The organism is Actinomadura rubteroloni (assembly GCF_002911665.1).
GTDB classification, from domain to species: Bacteria; Actinomycetota; Actinomycetes; order Streptosporangiales; family Streptosporangiaceae; genus Spirillospora; species Spirillospora rubteroloni.
Genome location: NZ_MTBP01000001.1, coordinates 2,532,419 through 2,546,099, shown reverse-complemented (window position 1 = coordinate 2,546,099; position 13,681 = coordinate 2,532,419). Strand labels below are relative to the sequence as shown.

Below are 13,681 nucleotides of genomic sequence, written 5' to 3'. Positions count from 1 at the left end.
GTGATCAGCATCTGGCCACATTGTTGTGCGCACACTGTGTGGCACAGAATGCGGGTCGGAAAGCGACACAGAGGAGGCGGAGGCCGTGACGATCGCACTGGCGTGCCTGGTCGCCGCCTGCATGGCCGCGAACGCGATCCGGCTGCGGCGGCGCCTGACGGCTCTGGACCGCCTGCGCCCGTCCGGCCCCGGCGGCGGCGCGGCGTACACGCTGCTGACCGCGCGCGGCGTGACGGTCCCGGACGCGGTGCGCGCCGCCGCCGAGGCCCATGCGCGCGAGCACGGGCTGGCGATGCTGGACCTCGTCCCGTCCGACCTCCCGGTGGACGAAGCCCTCGACCTGATCCGGCACCTGGACGTCCGCCGCTACCGGGACGACACGCTCGGCATGGGACGCGGCGCCTGCTACGCCCTGCTGGTCGATGCCGAGGCGCTGGCACGGTCCGGAATCGCCGCGACCGAGGACCTCGACCCCGACGAACTGGGCGAGGCCACAGCACGGCTCAGGCTCTACACCGGCGCGGCCGACCTGGTGGTCGCGGACGTGCGAGCACACGACCGCATCCAATTCCGGAGGTCGCGCCTACGGTCGCTGGCCCTTGTCATCCCGCAGACGCTGGCCCTGCCGCAGACGCTCATGGCCGCGGCGGTGGGCTACCTCCTGATGCTGGCGTGCGTGGCGCTGGCCTGGCCGTACGGGCTGCTGGTGGCCGCGCTGTACTGCGCACTGCCGTGCGTGGTGTTCGCAGGCACGCCGGTTATCCCGCGTGACCTGCCCCGGGTGACGGTGACCCGTCTCGTCCACACGCCGTGGTCCATCTGGCGGACGCTGCGCGCCCCGCGCACCCGCTGGGAACGACGTCTCATCGCCCGCCGCGAGGAGGCGCGCGTCTGGTACCGGGCGCAGATCGACCAGGGCGTCGAACGGTTCGCCGGACCCCGCCGCAACGACTGCCCGTGGTGCGGTTCCGAGCGGATCGGTCGGCTCGTGACCGTCCGGGACGTCCTCCAGGGCAAGCCCGGGACGTTCCGCCTGGACCGCTGCCGCGACTGCCGCCACGTCTTCCAGAACCCCCGCCTCACCCCCGAGGGCCTGGACTTCTACTACAAGGACGTCTACGACGGCCTCGGCGACGTCCTGGCCGAGCGCATCTTCAGCTCCAACACCGCCTGGTACCTGGCCCGCGCAGCGATGGTCCGCCGCTTCGCCGAGCCCGGCGCGTGGCTGGACGTCGGCACCGGCAAGGCGCACTTCTGCCGTGCGGCGCGGACCGTCCTGCCGCGCACGCGGTTCGACGGCCTGGACATGAGCGCCGGCGTCCAGGAGGCCGTCGCCCGCGGCTGGGTCCACAACGGTTATCGCGGCGCGTTTCTTGCGGCGGCGCACCGGTTGAACGGACGCTACGACGTCATCAGCATGCACCACTACCTGGAGCACACCGCCGAGCCGCTGGCGGAGCTGGACGCGGCGGTGAAGGCGCTGCCGTCCGGCGGGCACCTGCTCCTGGAGATGCCCGACCCCGAATCGTGGTTCGGGCGCGTCCTGCGCGGCTCCTGGGTGCCGTGGCTCGCGCCGCAGCACCTCAACATGATCCCGCTCGGCAACCTGCGGCAGGCCCTGGAGCTGCGCGGCATGGAGGTCCTGGCGGTGGAGCGGCGCGAGGCCGACCAGGGGCCGGACTTCGTCGCGTCGGCCGCCGCCGTCGTCAACCGGCTCGGCCTGGACGTGGACCGGCCGTGGTGGCCGCGCCCGCCGGGGCGCCGCGAGTACGCGGGCGTCCTCGGGACGCTCCTGCTCGCCGCGCCGCTCATGGGCGCCGCGATCGTCGCGGACGTCGCGACGCTGCCCCTGCGGCGCACCAACAGCAACGCGTATCGGATCCTGGCACGGAAGCAGGCGGGATGAGGAAGTTCCTGGGCGCACTGATCGTCGCCCTCGGTCTGGTGGCGGCGCCCCCCGCCCACGCGGGCACCACGGTCAACGAGCGGTGGGTGGACGCCCGGACGCTCGACCTGACGTGGCACTCCGCGAACGTGGGCGAGGACGTCAGCGCACGCGTCCTGCTGCCGAGCGGATGGACGCGCAATACCCGGCGCACGTGGCCCGTGGTGTACGCCTTCCAGGGCGGACGCGACGACTACACCTCGTGGACGCGCGAGACCGATATCGAGAAGCTGGCCGCGCGCTACGACGTCATGGTCGTCATGCCGTCCGGGGGCGAGAACGGCAGCTACGTGGACTGGTGGAACGACGGCAAGGGCGGGATCCCGCGCTGGGAGACGTTCCACACCGTCGAACTCCCGAAGCTGATGGCGCGCTACCACGCGGGGACGCGACGTGCCACGCTCGGTGTTTCGTCCGGCGGGCAGGGCGCGGTGGCCTACGCCGCACGGCATCCCGGCATGTACGAGTACGCGGCGTCGTTCAGCGGCTCCACCCATCTCACGATGGACGGGATGCAGCTCTTCCTGACGACGGTCAACCTGCTCGGCTCCGGCCCGGACGCGTTCCGCATCTTCGGCCTGCCCGGACGCGACGACGCGAACTGGCGCGCCCACGACCCGTACGTCCAGGCCGCGCACCTGCGCGGGACGGGCCTCTACATCTCCAGCGGCACCACCGGCATGAACGGCCCGTACACGCCGCCCGGCGGGGTGTGGCGGCTCACGCAGCTCAGCGAGATCCTCATCGGCCAGATGAACCGATCGTTCGTGGACCGACTGCACACGCTGAAAATCCCGGTGACCAGCCACATCTACGGCGACGGCTGGCACGCCTGGCCCGAGTGGACGCACGAGCTGCACACCGCCTGGCCGCTGATCATGCGGGCGCTCGGAGCGTCCCGATGAGCCCCCTCCCCGCCGACGAGCGCCCGCTGATCCTCCGGCTCTCGCAATGGGCGTGGGAGTTCGGGCACGAGACCGCCTACACGTTCGTGGACCACTCCACCGATCCGGCCGGCGTCCGGACGCATCTGACCTGGGCGGAGCTGGACCGCCGCGCCCGCGCCGTCGCCGCCGCGCTGCGCGAGACCAGCAGCCCCGGCGACCGCGCCGCGATCCTCGCCCCGCAGTCGCCGGACTACCTGGTCGCGTTCTTCGGCTGCCTGTACGCGCGGGTCGTCGCGGTGCCGCTGTTCAGCCCGGACCTGCCGGGCCACGCCGACCGGCTGACGTCGGTGTACCGCGACGCGGAGCCGTCCACGGTCATCACGACGTCGGCGTCCGCCGACCGGGTGGAGACGTTCCTGGACGAGCAGGGGACGCGGCCCAAGGGCGTCCTGCTCGCGGACCGCGTCGGCGACGGTCGTTGGACCGACGAACCGATCCGTCCCGACGACATCGCGTATCTCCAGTACACGTCCGGGTCCACGCGTGTGCCGGCGGGTGTCGTCATCACGCACCGCAACCTCACCGCCAACGCCGTGCAGCTCCACCATGCCGGAGAGGCGACGCCGCGTACGTCCAGCGGGGTGAGCTGGCTGCCGCTGTTCCACGACATGGGGTTGGTGTTTACAGCGGCACTTCCGCTCGTCCACGCCAACCCATGCGTGTTCATGGACCCCGTCGCGTTCGTCATGCGGCCCCTGCGGTGGCTGGAGCTGCTGAGTGCACAGCGCGACGTCTATACGGCCGGACCCAACTTCGCGTACGAGTACCTCACGCGGCACGTCACGGACGAGGAGAAGCGGCAACTCGACCTCAGCGGGGTGCGGATGCTGCTGAACGGCGCCGAACCGATCCGTCCGGCCACTTTGGAGGAGTTCTTCGCTGCGTTCGCGAGCTGCGGGCTACGCGCCGAGGCCCAGTCCCCCGCGTACGGGCTCGCGGAAGCCACCGTCTACGTCCTCGCGTGTTCGCCGAGCACGCCGCCCACGACCGCCGCGTTCGACCGCGCCGCGCTGGCCGCAGGCGTGGCCCGCCCCGCCGACGACGACGCCGCGACGCTGGTGTCCTGCGGCACGCCGTTCGGGCAGCACGTCGCGGTGGTCGCCCCGGACGGGCGCGTCCTGCCCGACGGCCGCGTCGGCGAGCTGTGGGTCCACGGCGCCAACGTCGCCGCCGGGTACTGGGGCCGGACGGACGCCACCGAGCAGACCTTCCGGGGCGTCCTCGCCGACCCGGCCGACGGCCTGCCCGCCCGGCCCTGGCTGCGCACCGGCGACCTCGGGTTCCGCCATGCCGGCGAGTACTACGTCACCGGCCGCGACAAGGACCTGATCATCATCGACGGCCGCAACCACTACCCGCAGGACGTCGAGCACACCGCCGCGACGGCCCACCCGGGCGTCCGCGCGGGCTACGTCACCGCGTTCGCCGACACCTCCGGCGGCGGCGAGCGCCTGGTCGTCGTGGCCGAGCGGAACCGGCGCGTGCCCGTCCGGCGGCTGGACAGCGCGGCCGTCGCCGCCGCCGTCCGGGGCGCCGTGCAGCGCGACCACGGGCTGACCGTGGACGACTTCGTGCTGGTCGAGCCGGGCTCGCTGCCGCGCACCAGCAGCGGGAAGCTGACCCGGACGGCCTGCCGCGACGCCTACCGCGCCGGCCGGTTCCGGTGAGCGTCGAGGTCCTGGACGACGAGCGCGCCGGGGAGCGGCTGCGGATCCTGACCGTCCGGGCGGACTCGGTGCCCGGCGAGGAGCTGCGCGTCCAGGTGCTGCTGCCCCGGGGCTGGTCGCCGAACGCGTCCCGGACGTGGCCGCTGGTCACGCTGCACCACGGCGGGCTGGACGACTGCACGTCGTGGACGCGGTGCACCGATCTCGAACGGTTGAGTCGCGACGACGACGTCCTGATCGTCATGCCCGACGGCGGACGCGCGGGCGGCTACACCAACTGGCGGCGTGGACCGCAGTGGCAGACGTTCCACGTCCGCGACGTGTACCGGCTCATGCGCGATCGGTACCGGGCCGGTTCGGCGCGCGCCGTCGCCGGGGTGTCGGGCGGCGGATACGGCGCGCTGCTCAGCGCGGCGCTGGCGCCGGGCGCGTTCCGGGCGGTCGCCGCGCTCAGCGCGCCGTGCTCGATCCGGACGCCGGTCACGATGGTCGGGCTGCTCGCCGCCACCGGTCTCGCCGGACGGGTGAACCCGCTGCGCATGTGGGGCTTGCCGATCGTCCAGGACCGGCACTGGCGCGCCAGCGACCCGCTCTACCTCGCGCCGCGCCTGCGCGGGACGCGGCTGCACCTGTCGGCCGGGCTCACCGGCAGGCCGGGGCCGCTGGACCCACCGGACGCGCCATGGAGCCCGGCCAACCTCGCCGAGCCGGCCGTCCGGTCGACGGTCGGGCCGTTCCTGCGCCGCCTGCGCGCCCACCGCATCCCGTACACGACCCATCTCTACCGCGACGGCACCCACTCCTGGCCCTACTGGGAGCGGGAGCTGCACCGGGCGTGGCCCCTGCTGATGCGGTCCGTCTCGGCCTGAAACCGCAGCCTTACACTGTGGGTCACCCGCGAAGGAACCGGCAGGAGCCCCATGACCCGCAGCACGATGGTCGACGAGATCACAGAGCGCATCGCGTTCCAGATCGCTTCGGGGCAGTTGCGGGCGGGCGACCGGCTCCCGTCGATCCGCCGGCTCGCCGAGGAGCACGCGGTCAACCCGACGACCGTCCAGCTCGTGCTGGCGCGACTGCGCGCGATGGGGTTCGTGGAGCCGCACCACGGGCTCGGGGTCGTCGTGAACGACATCGAGGCGCGCGGCGGGATCGAGACATGGCGCTACCTGTTCCGCTTCTCGCGCCGTCTGCCCGAGACTTCGGTGCGCATCCTGCGGGACCTGCTGGAGACGCTGTCGATCGTCTACGCGTCGGTGGTCACCAAGCTGGAGGCCGACCCGGCGGCCTACGACCCGCGTCCGGTGCGGCAGGCGCTGTCCCGGCTGGACCGGCTGGTCGCGAGCGGTGACGCGTCGCCGACCGACGTGCACCAGGGCGTCCTGGACGTGCTGCGCGCCGGGTCGTCGGCGATCGGCGGCGGGATCCTGCTCGGTGTCCTGAACTCACTCGGCCCGATGCTCGGAGACGTCCCTGAAGTGCTGGACGCCGTCTTCCACGACGCCGGCGCCCATGTGTGGTGGTGGGACCAGGTCGTCACGGCGTGGGAGAAGGGCGACGCGGAGGCGGCGCGTGCGGCCCTCGCGCTCCTGGACCCGTGGCACGCCGAGGTGACCGAGCGGCTGCGGCTCTCCCTGCAGGCCCAGCCGGCGAGCTGAGCCTTCAAAAGTACGCAGAATTTCTCCTGAGGACGCTCATTCGGCTGCATAGGCACGGGGCAACTGTGTGACACAAACTGTGGCACGAGTGTCCCCGAGGTGAAGGATGAGAAGCCCATGCGGCCGAGACCACGACGCGCCGAGCCCGCCGGCGCCCCCCGCCCCCGTTCCCGCCGCGCCGCGCTCGCGGCCGGCGCGGCCCTGCTCGCCTCGACGCTGACCGCGATGCCGTCCGCGCGGGCGATCCAGCCGACGGACCTGCCCGCCGTCGGCGTCGACACCGGACGGTTCAAGCTCCCCATCGCCTGCACGATCAACTTCGCGGGCGTCCTGCCCGTCCTGTGGCTCCCGCTGGACGTCGACATCCAGGGCGTCGCGCCGGTGCAGCTCGGCCCCGGCCAGGAGTTCTGGCTGACGCAGGGCTCGGGCAGCATCACGTTCCCCGAGTGGCTGACGGCCCTCGCCCCGATCCTCGGCCTCGACAAGGCCGACGCGACGATCAGCGACATGTCGATCGGGGCGACGCACTCGACCCCGGACGCGGTCAACATCGCCAAGGACCCGATCTCGATCAAGGACATCCCGATCGTCGCGGGCAAGCCGCTGAAGGTCGGGCTCCCGGCGGCTGGCCAGAAGCCGTTCGACGTCGGCCCCTACAAGGCCCCGCAGAGCGGCAAGGTGACGCTCGGCTTCAACAGCGCGGTCGCGAAGGTCGACCTCAAGTCGAGCTGGGGCTTCTCGCTGCCCATCACCGCGGACTGCAAGCCGCGCGGCGGCAACGCGCTGCTGACGATCGCGGTCGGCGGCGCGTCCGGCCAGGCCCCCGCCAAGATCCAGGGCGCACCGCTGAACTTCGGCGAACCGAAGTCCGGTGAACTGGCCGGCATCATCAACGCGCCGTACCAGTGCGTCTGGAACGGCCAGACCTACGGCGCGGGCATCGCGGTCGGCGCGGACGGGATCCCGCTGACGGTGAGCAAGTCCGGTTCGTTCTCGTTCACGAACGCGTCCGGGGCGCTGACCGTGCCGAAGGAGACCGTGAACAAGCTGCTGGACCAGGGCGCTAAGACCGTCTCGGGCAAGGTCACGAACCTGACCCTGGACGTCGAGGGCGGCACCCCGCAGAGCCTCAACGTCATCCCGGACAGCGGCATCGCGATCCCCACGACCACGCTCACGCGGGACCACGAGATCGTCGTGCCGCTCCCGCAGGACGGCACGCTGACCGCAGGCCCGTTCAATCCCGCGTCCGGCGCGTCGAGCGTGCAGGTATCGCTCGGCGGCGCGACCGCGACCCTGTCCTTCGACGGCGGCACGCCCACCACGGCGACGTGCGCAAAGCCGTCCCCGACCGTCTACCTGGTCGACAACCCGGTGACCTGACCGCGCGGGCGGGGGCGTCCGCGTTGGGACGCTCCCGCCGTCAGGCCCTGACGGGCGCGACCCCGCCCGGCACCAGCCCCGCCATCTTCTCCGGGTTGGTGATGACGAACACCTCGCGGACCAGGCCGTCCGCCACGAACGGCTGCAAGAACGCGACCGGACGCTCCCGGAGCGTCAGCACCACGCCCGGCAGCCCATTCGCATTGACGAACGCGACACCGACATCGTCCGGGCCTGCTCCGAGCCGGTCCAAGAAATGGTCGCGCCCCGCGCCGTGCAGAATCCCCCGCAACAGCCGAGCCGTCCGCTCAGACCCCTGCACGACCCGCCGCGCGTTAGGCATGACCCCACCCCCATCCCCGGTGAGCCGAACATCCGGAGCCAACGTGGCGATCAGCTCATCCACCCCACCCGTGGCACAAGCCAGAAAGAACCGGTCCGAAACCTCCCGCCACCGCTCCCGATCGACTTCATAACGCGGCTTGGCCTCCCGCACATGCGCCCGAGCCCGCACCGCAAGCTGCCGGACAGCAGGCTCCCGCCGCCCGATCATCTCCGCGATAGCGCCGTACGACTCACCGAACACGTCCCGCAGCACGAACACAGCCCGCTCCAAGGGCGACAACGACTCCAGCACCACGAGCACGGCCAACGTCACCGACTCGTCCCGAACAACCCGCTCACCGACGTCCTCGGTCAACACCGGCTCAGGCAGCCACTCCCCCGGATACACCTCGCGCCGCGCCCGCGCCCGCCGCAACCGATCAATTGCCAGCCGCGTCGTCACCCGCACCAAAAACGCCTCAGGATCCTCAACGTCACCCCGGTCCGCCGCAGCCCACCGCAGATAAGCGTCCTGGACGACGTCCTCAGCGTCGGCGACCCGCCCCAACACCCGGTACGCAACCCCGACCAGCCGATCCCGATGCTCAACAAACCCGTCCACCCCCCAAGCATCCCGCCCCGCCCCGGCGCGCCTTCAACCCACCCCGGCGACCCCCTATGCCGCACATGAACGGCGGCGTGGTGCGGCGCCGCTACATCAGTGCGCTGACGCCATCAAGAATCATCTTTGAGCAGCTCGGCGATCTGCTGCGACGTGGCGCCAAGCCCCCGGGCTTCAGCGACCACGTCCGCCAATTTCGCATGCTCGCCCACTCTTTTGAGCATCATTCCGTAGTTTAGCGCCGCATTGAGCTGACCGAACTGGATGGCCTGCCGGAAGTAATGTTCGGCCTTATCGTACTTGCCGCAATCAGCATAGAGAAGCGCCACGTTGTTCTGGGCAGAGTCCGAGCCCTCCTCGATGGCACGGAGATACAATCGAATTGCCTCGTCCACTCGACCGATGTCACCTAGATACAACGCATAATAGAATGCAGCGTCTTCCTCATCGTCAGCCAGTGCAGCCCGATATTCGCGCTCAATCTCTTCAGTATTTGAGAGCCGATGGGCCGCCCGAAAGTTCGTTCGAGCCAGGCGCGCTCCAGGGATTTCATGCGCAACGGCCTGCTCCAGATGAATTTCCGCTCGATCCAGATTCCCAATACCCTCTTCGGCTTCGGCAAGCTGCAGCAGAACCTTGTGGTTACCGCCTTCAAGCGCCTGGGCCAATAGCCGCACAGCAGCTGTGAAGTTTTCGCGATCGAGTTCAAGTCCGCCGAGGTTGCCGAGTGCGAGATCATCGCCATCCGCGATAGCATCGCGATAGAGCCGCTCGGCCTCCTCGTAACGCGCCGGATCTTCGGCGAGAAAAGAAGCGTAGTCGTTTTTGGCGCGATGATCTCCCGCATCGATAGCGCGCCGGTACCAGGATTCAGCTTCCCGCCGATCGTCCAGGACATCCGAAAGAATGACCGCTGCATGCAGCGCCGACCTGACGTCGCCCGCTCCAAAAGAACGGCGCAGAGCCGCTACGGCTTCATCAGCACGGCCGGTTTCAACGAGCACATCCGCCAACGGGTGAACACAAGACAGATCGCCGCCACTGAAAGCGTCGCGCAGCACACGCTCCGCTTCATCGAATTCTTCCAGATCCAGCAGGAGCTCGCCATAGCGGTAGGCGGCCTGCGGGATGCCTATCCGAACCGCTTCCCGATAGAGGAGCCTGGCCCCGTCCGTATCCGTCGCTTCGAGCGCCTCGGCACGAGCCATCAAGTCGTCAGCCATGTTCCTTCACCCCGCTTGACCTGCCCTGGCCCGCCCTAGAGGTTCCGACCAGCTCTTGAGAATTGATCACGCTGCGAGCCGGACCCACGGCCGCGATTCCTGCACATCGGCCCCCGGCCATCTCGACCGCACCAGCCCCGAACATTTGAAACCTCATTCACGCGGACACTAGCGATGAGCATCTCGGTATACAACTTTGAGATCCGGATAAGCTGGATCAAAATGGGGGCTCCCGGGTGCAATTATCGGAGACAAGGCCGTGAACACTCTTTCCATGGCGTTCTCATCATATTCACCAATGGACGATGTAGCACAAAGCAAGAGAGAGCCGTCGGCATTTTGTTGCACGCCTCGAAAGGCTCCAGATTCTATCAGGAGCGCGACATCGTCAAACTTTTGTGCTAGTTCGCGCGGGCAAATAGTCAGCCAAGAGTAGCCGCGCAGATATCTGCGCGCCTCACTCAAGGATGCGCGCCTGGAACGCCTGAGAGCAAAGTCGAGAGAGGTCATCCCCAGAAGATTGCGATCACCGATACTGCCAAACACGGCGCGGGCATGCTCACAAACGGCGACAGGGATGTTCCGAAGAGCCGAGCAGTATGATTTGTCAACAAGGAATGAGTCTGCTACGCCTAGCGTCGCATCGAGGCTAAAGAATTCACCATACTTCTTCTCGCGCCCAACTTCGACTGTTACAAAGCGCGTGTCCCGTTCACCTTCAGCCGCACCAGATGTGCTCAGGAGCACGTCCGTTTCACCGCTGGCCAACACATCGAATACGGCGTCACGAGCGTGCTCGAGTCGATGAAACCTGCGTAGTCTTCCTTCATTGACCGAAATAGCCGCCGTACGCCCTGCTCCTTCGCCGGCCCCTCCCTCGGCTTCCCCACTTCGAGCAAAGGCCGATAGGACTTCGGCGAACCAGCTCGAAAGCCCTGCGGCGGTATTTTCTCCATCAGGAGCTTCGATTGTCATTTGACAATATATATGATTAAGCATTTGGAAACACCGCCTCGCCACCGCACGCCGGTTCTGCGTGAGAGTCGGTTGGAGACTGCGCAGCCCAGCTCCGATCAGACCGAGCGCCACGGGGACCGCGACAGGGTCGCCAATGATTCCAGATCCGACCGGCTAGTGAAAAAGGAGGCCAATGCATCGCTGGATTACACCGATCGTCCCAACACCCCGGCGAGGACGAACATGGACCCGACCATACGAGCCGTGATTCTCCGCTGCCGTACGAGATCCCTGTCGCGCCACGGGGGGAGCCGCCGCAACTTCTCCGGCACCTCGGGAGACTGCGCCCACCGGGTTATCACACCGTTGACATTGAACAGGACGACCAGGCCGATTGCCAGCATGACAGGCGAAAGAACGAACGTCAGCAAAAAATCAATAAACTCCGGTGGCGAGGACTTCCTCGCCGAGCCATCGCCGAACGACAAGATCCTGTCCCACGTCACCTGACCAACGCCTTGATAAGCCAAACGACAGTCGATATGAAACAAATGATACCAGCCGCTATGGGAAAGTAGCCCGAGCGGCGCAGCGGCTCATATTCCTGCAACCGCAGGTCCCTGTCGGGACCCGCGTAACCTTTCATCCACCCGATGTAGCGAAGGGACCACTTCAGCCATGCCGCACCGAGACCGATGGCGATCAAGCCGAACAGAGGGAGAATAATGTAACCACTGGTCTCCGTCACCGATCAAAATACCTTCCCGGCATCGACCTTATTCCCAGCCGAGCCGAAGAAGGAGTTCCGGAGTCGGCTCACCAATGAGGGGGCGTGGGGGCGGAGCCCCCACATCGGGGGGTTCGGGGGGTCGTCCCCCCGGAAAACACTGCGGGCCACCGGGGAAGGCGCGAAGCGCCGACCACGGTGGCCCGACTCGTGGAGCTATGGGGATTCGAACCCCAGACCTCCTCCATGCCATGGAGGCGCGCTACCAACTGCGCCATAGCCCCGTGCGGCTACGTGGACGTTCATCCCGTAGCGCGTGGCCAGTTTAGCCGAGGTGGCGATGGGGGTCGAATCGGTTGTCGCGGGGCGGACGGTCAGCGGCCGACGGCGGGGCCGTCGTCGCCGAGGACGGGTTCGGGCAGCGTTCCGGCGTTGTGCTCGGTGAGGCGGAAGCCGCCGTCGCGGCGTTCGGACAGGACGGACCAGCAGCAGTTGGAGAGCCCGCCGAGGCGTTCCCAGGTCTCTTCGGGGAGGCCGAGGAGGTGGCAGAGGCCGAGGCGGAGGGCGGCGCCGTGGGAGGCGACGACGAGGACGCCGGCGGGCGGCAGGTCGTCGAGGGCGCGGTCGAGGGCGGTGCCGACGCGTTTGGCGACCTGGGCGCTGGTCTCGCCGCCGGGCGGCTGCCAGACGGCCTGCTCGGCGGGGTAGCGTTCGCGGATCTCGGCGCCTGTGAGGCCTTCCCAGACGCCGCCGTCGCGTTCGATGAGGTCGCGGTCGTGCCGGACGGGCAGGCCGGTGAGGTCGGCGAGGGCCTGCGCGGTGTCGGCGGCGCGCTGGAGCGGGGAGGCGAGGAGCGCGGTGGGCCGCAGGGCGGTGAGGAGGGCGGCGGCGCGGCGGGCCTGGGAGCGGCCGGTGTCGTCGAGGGGGACGTCGGTCTTGCCCTGGAAGCGGTTCTCCAGGTTCCAGGCCGTCTGGCCGTGGCGCCACAGGACGAGGCGGCGCTTGCCGGGGGTGCGGGTCTCAGTCACCGGCGCTCCCGACGGGGGCGCGGTGGGTGTTGACGCCCTCGGGCAGCTCGATGAGCGGGCAGTCCTTCCAGAGCCGTTCGAGGGCGTAGTACACGCGGTCCTCCTGGTGCTGGACGTGGACGATCACGTCCACGTAGTCGAGGAGGATCCAGCGGCCCTCGCGTTCGCCCTCGCGGCGGACGGGCTTGGCCCCGGTCTCGTCGCGCAGGCGCTTCTCGATCTCGTCGACGATGGCGCGGACCTGGCGGTCGTTGGCGGCCGAGCAGAGCAGGAACGCGTCGGTGATGACGAGCTGCTCGCTCACGTCGTAGGCAAGGATGTCGTCGGCCAGCTTGTCCCCCGCCGCTTCGGCGGCGGTACGGATGAGCTGCGCGGCCCTGTCGGATGCGGTCACGATGCGCTCGCGATCCTCCCTGTCGGGGGTCGGTTCCGGGACAGCCTCTCATGGCGGCCCCGAAATGACCCTTGTCCACCGGTTCCGGATGGTCCGTCCGGCTCCGGTCATGCCCCTTCCAGGGTAGGCGGGATCCGGCGTCCCCGTTCCGTCTTTCCTGTTCAGCCGCCGTCGGGCCGGTAGAGGGAGCGTTTGTTGATGTACTGGACGATCCCGTCCGGAACGAGGTACCAGATCGGTTCGCCGTCCTGGACGCGGTCGCGGCACTCGGTGGACGAGATCGCGAGCGCCGGCACCTCCATGAGGCTGACGCGGCCCGACGGCAGGCCGGGGTCGGCGAGCCGGTGGCCGGGACGGGTGACGCCGACGAAGTGGGCGAGCCCGAACAGTTCTTCGCTGTCGTGCCAGGTCAGCATCTTCTCCAGGGCGTCCGCGCCGGTGATGAAGAACAGGTCGGTGTCGGGGCCGTGGAGGGCGCGCATGTCGCGGAGGGTGTCGACGGTGTAGGTCGCGCCGGGACGGTCGATGTCGATCCGGCTGACCGAGAAGCGGGGATTGGACGCGGTGGCGATCACGGCCATGAGGTAGCGGTCCTCGGCGGGGGTGACGTTCGTGTGGCCCTTGTGGGCGGACACCCCGGTCGGCACGAACACGACCTCGTCCAGCGCGAACACGTGCGCGACCTCGCTGGCCGCGACGAGGTGGCCGTGGTGGATGGGATCGAACGTCCCGCCCATGATCCCCAGCCGCCGCTTTTGCGTCATGCCGACGAGAATAGTCGTCCCGAAACCGGGACGATCTTCCGC

General features: G+C 69.0%; 13 protein-coding genes and 1 tRNA gene. 6 read left to right on the top strand and 8 right to left on the bottom strand.

The features are described 5' to 3' along the window. The first annotated feature begins 85 nt into the window (after positions 1–85). From BTM25_RS11325 to BTM25_RS11300, 6 genes are all read left to right on the top strand, one after another. Positions 86–1,906: a class I SAM-dependent methyltransferase gene (locus BTM25_RS11325; protein ID WP_103562625.1), complete on the top strand. Its 1,821-nt coding sequence runs from the start codon at positions 86–88 to the stop codon at positions 1,904–1,906. Further along, entirely contained in the window at positions 1,903–2,850 is a 948-nt protein-coding gene (locus BTM25_RS11320) for an alpha/beta hydrolase (RefSeq protein WP_103562624.1), read from the top strand. The genes BTM25_RS11325 and BTM25_RS11320 overlap by 4 nt, the downstream gene beginning before the upstream one ends. Beyond that, a complete protein-coding gene (locus tag BTM25_RS11315) occupies positions 2,847–4,559 on the top strand; it encodes a fatty acyl-AMP ligase (RefSeq protein WP_103562623.1) in 1,713 nt (570 codons plus the stop codon). The genes BTM25_RS11320 and BTM25_RS11315 overlap by 4 nt, the downstream gene beginning before the upstream one ends. Beyond that, on the top strand, positions 4,556–5,428 hold the full coding sequence (locus BTM25_RS11310) for an alpha/beta hydrolase (RefSeq protein WP_103562622.1): 873 nt from the start codon (positions 4,556–4,558) through the stop codon (positions 5,426–5,428). Before BTM25_RS11315 ends, BTM25_RS11310 begins: the two co-directional genes overlap by 4 nt. A gap of 51 nt (positions 5,429–5,479) precedes the next feature. Beyond that, positions 5,480–6,217, top strand: coding sequence for a GntR family transcriptional regulator (locus tag BTM25_RS11305; RefSeq protein ID WP_103562621.1), 738 nt, complete (start codon positions 5,480–5,482; stop codon positions 6,215–6,217). 117 nt (positions 6,218–6,334) lie between these two features. Next, entirely contained in the window at positions 6,335–7,600 is a 1,266-nt protein-coding gene (locus tag BTM25_RS11300) for a hypothetical protein (protein WP_103562620.1), read from the top strand. Positions 7,601–7,640: 40 nt separating this feature from the next. Here the strand turns inward: BTM25_RS11300 and sigJ are convergent, their stop codons facing one another. The 8 genes from sigJ to nadD form a co-directional block, all read right to left on the bottom strand. Further along, the gene (gene sigJ / locus BTM25_RS11295; RefSeq protein ID WP_103562619.1) at positions 7,641–8,546 is read right to left on the bottom strand and encodes an RNA polymerase sigma factor SigJ; all 906 of its coding nucleotides are present in this window, start codon (positions 8,544–8,546) and stop codon (positions 7,641–7,643) included. A gap of 113 nt (positions 8,547–8,659) precedes the next feature. Then, complete coding sequence (locus BTM25_RS11290; RefSeq protein ID WP_103562618.1) at positions 8,660–9,769, bottom strand: tetratricopeptide repeat protein; 1,110 nt, start codon at positions 9,767–9,769, stop codon at positions 8,660–8,662. A gap of 168 nt (positions 9,770–9,937) precedes the next feature. Beyond that, positions 9,938–10,744, bottom strand: coding sequence for a hypothetical protein (locus BTM25_RS29150; RefSeq protein WP_146059027.1), 807 nt, complete (start codon positions 10,742–10,744; stop codon positions 9,938–9,940). Positions 10,745–11,228: 484 nt separating this feature from the next. Beyond that, positions 11,229–11,474, bottom strand: a complete 246-nt coding sequence (locus tag BTM25_RS11280) for a hypothetical protein (RefSeq protein ID WP_103562616.1) — start codon at positions 11,472–11,474, stop codon at positions 11,229–11,231. Positions 11,475–11,664: 190 nt separating this feature from the next. After that, a tRNA-Ala gene (locus tag BTM25_RS11275) sits at positions 11,665–11,737 on the bottom strand. Positions 11,738–11,827: 90 nt separating this feature from the next. Further along, a complete protein-coding gene (locus BTM25_RS11270) occupies positions 11,828–12,481 on the bottom strand; it encodes a histidine phosphatase family protein (protein WP_103562615.1) in 654 nt (217 codons plus the stop codon). Continuing rightward, on the bottom strand, positions 12,474–12,875 hold the full coding sequence (gene rsfS / locus BTM25_RS11265) for a ribosome silencing factor (RefSeq protein ID WP_103562614.1): 402 nt from the start codon (positions 12,873–12,875) through the stop codon (positions 12,474–12,476). The genes BTM25_RS11270 and rsfS overlap by 8 nt, the downstream gene beginning before the upstream one ends. 161 nt (positions 12,876–13,036) lie before the next feature. Beyond that, positions 13,037–13,639, bottom strand: a complete 603-nt coding sequence (nadD, locus tag BTM25_RS11260; RefSeq protein ID WP_103562613.1) for a nicotinate-nucleotide adenylyltransferase — start codon at positions 13,637–13,639, stop codon at positions 13,037–13,039. Between the last annotated feature and the right edge of the window lie 42 nt (positions 13,640–13,681).

What these genes read in the sequence shown, in the direction of transcription:
- nadD (WP_103562613.1), bottom strand. Translation starts at nt 13,639, where the DNA reads ATGACGCAAAAGCGGCGGCTGGGGATCATGGGCGGGACGTTCGATCCC.
- BTM25_RS11305 (WP_103562621.1), top strand. Translation starts at nt 5,480, where the DNA reads ATGACCCGCAGCACGATGGTCGACGAGATCACAGAGCGCATCGCGTTC.
- BTM25_RS11320 (WP_103562624.1), top strand. Translation starts at nt 1,903, where the DNA reads ATGAGGAAGTTCCTGGGCGCACTGATCGTCGCCCTCGGTCTGGTGGCG.
- BTM25_RS29150 (WP_146059027.1), bottom strand. Translation starts at nt 10,744, where the DNA reads ATGACAATCGAAGCTCCTGATGGAGAAAATACCGCCGCAGGGCTTTCG.
- BTM25_RS11315 (WP_103562623.1), top strand. Translation starts at nt 2,847, where the DNA reads ATGAGCCCCCTCCCCGCCGACGAGCGCCCGCTGATCCTCCGGCTCTCG.
- BTM25_RS11290 (WP_103562618.1), bottom strand. Translation starts at nt 9,769, where the DNA reads ATGGCTGACGACTTGATGGCTCGTGCCGAGGCGCTCGAAGCGACGGAT.
- BTM25_RS11300 (WP_103562620.1), top strand. Translation starts at nt 6,335, where the DNA reads ATGCGGCCGAGACCACGACGCGCCGAGCCCGCCGGCGCCCCCCGCCCC.